Source organism: Bartonella sp. MM73XJBT.G (assembly GCF_028618435.1).
In the GTDB taxonomy this organism is placed as follows: domain Bacteria; phylum Pseudomonadota; class Alphaproteobacteria; order Rhizobiales; family Rhizobiaceae; genus Bartonella.
On record NZ_JAQISW010000050.1, the window covers coordinates 1 to 4,082 of the forward strand.

The window sequence follows — 4,082 nt, forward strand, 5'->3', positions numbered from 1 at the left end:
GCAAAAGGAATCACTGTCGCTCATCTATGGAGATATAGAGACTAGATAATATAAAAAGCAGTGATTCTCGTAACGGATATTCCTTAATATCCGTAGGACAAAACAACCAGCTATCCAATTCTACAGTAAAAAATATTTACACTGAAATTGAGCTATTTTCATAAATTTAAAAATGAAATTAAGAAAAGCAAAACAGTTGCACATTATGTGCTTTACTTTATATTTAAAATGGCGATAATGACAAAAATGTTAGAATATATCTAACAATAAGAAGAGTAATATTAAAAATGAAAAATATCATTCTTATGATTTTGATTGCAAATCTCTTATCGGCTTGTGCCTTAGCGCCAAAGATAAAACAACCAAATGATAGAAACCGGGTGCCTGTTAATAAAACAATCCCTGCCGAAATTAAGCGAGAAAACAGATGAAAAAGCGGTTTATTATAACAGGAATGATTATCCTTTTGGGAATGGTGAATTTGGCATATGCATCGGATTCTTCTCAAACAAATCCATGCAATTTTCTAGAAATGGGATTGGCACAATTTGAAACGATGAGATATGGATCAGCCTCAGGTAAAGCCAACTGTACACAATCCCCATCATCTGCTCCACCTGCTGTTAAACCTACTGCTCCATCACCTTCTCTATCTATCATCCCATCAGAGAGATATCTGGAAATTATAGAGCTATTAAAAAAGCAAATTGAAGAAAATAAAAAACAGATCAAAAAAACGCAAGAGATCAATCACTCTATAACAGGCAATAGAATACAAAAGCCAACAATAGGAGAAAAAGCAACAGAAAGTACAGCGGCACAAGGACAAAGAACAAATCAGAAATTTTTCTTACATGATCCACATCTTATCTTTATCTATCCAGCACGAGAAGAACCCTCCCAGAAGATTTCTAATCCGCAATTAGTCAGTTTGTTTAGAAAGATTAATAGCGAAGAAAAGAGAATTCTCGGTCGGATAGCGCTTGATCTACGCGCAGAATTTAATAAGCGCCTTAAATATAATAGTATTATTGCTAAAGCTACAAGTTTGAAAACTCTTCAGGATGCAGAGAAGCGTTTTACATATATTGTCAATTTATTAAATAATATAAATAAAACAAAAGATCTGAGAGAAGCTTCCGAGCTGCAAGTACGCATCAAAAACATGTTAGCCATGCTTCAAAATGAATCTGCAAAGTTAGAAATGGTCAGAAGTCTAAACGATAATGAAATGATTTTTTCTGATATCCAAAAACAAACAGTGTATAAACGATTTTATAATTCTGAATACACAAAAATGCCTACAATATACTAATTACAAAACAATGTTCAAAATAAAAGTTACTTGATAAAACTATTTACAACATTTGTTTTCTTTTCATGACAATCATGAAAATGAAGACCGGCGTACAAGGTTCAGTACTAAGCCAACAATTGAAAGAAGCATAGAGATTTTATTAAAACCATTATAACCGCAGTGAAAGTACGTAAGGAATGTATAAATGCTAAGCAAGCCTTTAGCATGGTTCTATGTTCTAAGGTAATAAAAATTAACCATTCGTTAAAGAGGAATGCCATGGACTTCAATATGTTCACGCAACTTTTTACTAAAATTGATCAAGGAACCAAAACATATATCACGGATATTTCCTCAAAAACGATTGCTACAATTACACCCTTTGTGTCAATCGGGATAACAATCGCTTTTATCATCTATGGATGGCTCATCATTCGTGGCGCTATAGATATCCCTCTCTCCGGTTTTGTGAACCGTTTCATGCGTATAAGCATTATCACTTCAATAGCTTTAACCACAGGACTTTATCAGAGTGACATTGCAAATTTGATAACACAAATGCCTTCTGAATTATCAAAAGCGTTCCTCAAAAGTCCACTCTCTGAACAAGAATTAATAGCCTTGCTTGATAAAACAGCAGGATATGGACTTAAATATGCAAGCCGTCTTTTCGAAGAATCTGCTTTTTTTGACAACAACGGGACGCTTTATGCTCTCTTAGGCTTCCTTCTCTTATTAGCAACAAGCTTCGTAGTGGTAATCGGAGGTGGGCTCATGATACTAACAAAAGTCGCTATTGTACTGCTCGTGGGACTTGGGCCATTCTTCATTATTGCTCTACTCTGGCAACCAACCCATAAATTCTTCAAGCAATGGATAGTGCAGATCTTGAGCTATACATTCCTCTTCATACTCTTAGCCAGCGTATTTGATCTGATGATGAATATTTTTTCAAACTATTTAAGTCATATGGGTATCGATTCCCAAGATAATGTAGCCTACACGTTTGGCGGAGTTTTCATCTTCTCTATTATAATTATCATTCTATTATTCAAAATGATAAGTATTGCCAATGCTTTAATAAAAGGCATTACATTTGATCATCTCTGGAGACATAGAAACTAAAATATAGCAAAAAACAATTCCTTTAATGCCACCCTTAATATTCGTATGATAAAATAATCAAAATATTTGCACTGCAATTTGATTCTTCCATAAATAAAAGAAAAATAATTAACATTATGTGCTTTACTTTATATTTAAAATGGCGATAATGACAAAAATGTTAGAATATATCTAACAATCAGAAGAGTAATATTAAAAATGAAAAATATCATTCTTATGATTTTGATTGCAAATCTCTTATCGGCTTGTGCATTAGGACCAAAGCCAAAGTAGTCAAATTATAAAAACCGTATACCTATTAATAAAACAATCTCAGCCGGAATTAAGCGAGGAGACAGATGAAAAAGCAGTTTGTTATAACAGGAATAATTGTCCTTTTGGCAATGCTGAATCTAACCCGATCAAATGCAGAGGTTAAAGTAGTGTTCGAACCTGCACCAACTCCATCACCTTCTTTCCCTACGCAAACCCCATCATCTCCTTTATCACTAGACTATACAAAAATTACAGAAATTATTGACTTACTAAAAAAACAAATTGAAGAAAATGAAAAACAGATCAAAAAAACGCAAGAGATCAATCAGTCTATAACAGGCAATAGAATACAAAAGCCAACAATAGGAGAAAAACCAGCACAAAATACAGCAGGGCAAAAAAAAGATAAGAGTTTTTTCTTGGAAGACTCGTATTTTATCTACCCAACACCACGAAGGTACTATACGGGCATTCATCATGGGGTGTTAGAAACTTCAATTCTTACTATTAATAAAGAGGAGAAACGAATTGGATACTGGACACCACGAATATTGCACAGCGCAATTAGTAAGCGTCTTAAATATAACGCTATTGTTGCTAAAGCCGTGAGCTTACAAGCTATTCAGGAGGCAGAGAAGCGCTTTACATATATTCTTGATTTAGTAAATAATATAAATAAAACAAAAGATCTGAGAGAAGTTTCTGAACTGCAAACACGCATCAGAAACATGTCAGCCATGCTTCAAAATGAATTTGCAAAATTAGAAATGGTTAAAAGTTTAAGCAATGATGAAATGGCTCTTATCGATATACAAAAACGTAAAAGGTATGGATTTATCGTTGATCATAAAAATAAAAATATGGTCTCAATAAGATTTTAACAAAATTATTTACAACACGTGCTTTCTCTTTTAATGCAAATAAAATCCAATATATAAGTTTCAGTGCTATTTCAACAATTCAACAGAGCATTAGAGAGTTATTGTAATTACACCCTTTGTATCAATCGGGATAACAATCGCTTTTATCATCTATGGATGGCTTATCATTCGTGGCGCTAAGATATGCCTCTCTCCGGTTTTGTGAACCGTTGCTTGCGTATAAGCATTATCACTTCAATAGCTCTAACCGCAGGACTTTATCAAAATGAAATTTCGGGGTTGATATTAGAAATGCCCTCTAAATTATCAAAAGCGCTCATCACAAATCCACTTTCTGAACAAGAATTAATGACCTTGCTTGATAAAACAGCAGGTAATGGATTTAAATATGCAGGGCGTCTTTTTGAAGAAACCGTCTTCTTCGATGCAAATGGGACACTTTACGCTCTCTTAGGGCTCATCATCTTGCTGGCAACAAGCCTCGTCGTAGCAATCGGCGGTGGGCTCGTGATACTAACAAAAGT

The 4,082-nt window shown here is 34.2% G+C and carries 4 protein-coding genes and 1 pseudogene; all 5 read left to right on the forward strand.

Going from position 1 to position 4,082, the window contains the following annotated elements:
• Positions 1 to 287 precede the first annotated feature (287 nt).
• On the forward strand, positions 288 to 431 hold the full coding sequence (locus tag PVV59_RS09475) for a TrwH protein (RefSeq protein ID WP_273755821.1): 144 nt from the start codon (positions 288 to 290) through the stop codon (positions 429 to 431).
• A gap of 101 nt (positions 432 to 532) precedes the next feature.
• Positions 533 to 1,315, forward strand: a complete 783-nt coding sequence (locus PVV59_RS09480) for a type IV secretion system protein (protein WP_273755839.1) — start codon at positions 533 to 535, stop codon at positions 1,313 to 1,315.
• A gap of 261 nt (positions 1,316 to 1,576) precedes the next feature.
• Positions 1,577 to 2,422 (forward strand): type IV secretion system protein, encoded by an 846-nt coding sequence (locus tag PVV59_RS09485; protein WP_273755840.1) that lies wholly within the window; start codon positions 1,577 to 1,579, stop codon positions 2,420 to 2,422.
• 338 nt (positions 2,423 to 2,760) lie between these two features.
• A complete protein-coding gene (locus tag PVV59_RS09495; RefSeq protein WP_273755841.1) occupies positions 2,761 to 3,558 on the forward strand; it encodes a type IV secretion system protein in 798 nt (265 codons plus the stop codon).
• A 97-nt stretch (positions 3,559 to 3,655) separates the two neighbouring features.
• Positions 3,656 to 4,082, forward strand: a pseudogene (locus tag PVV59_RS09500) (type IV secretion system protein); the annotation flags it as partial.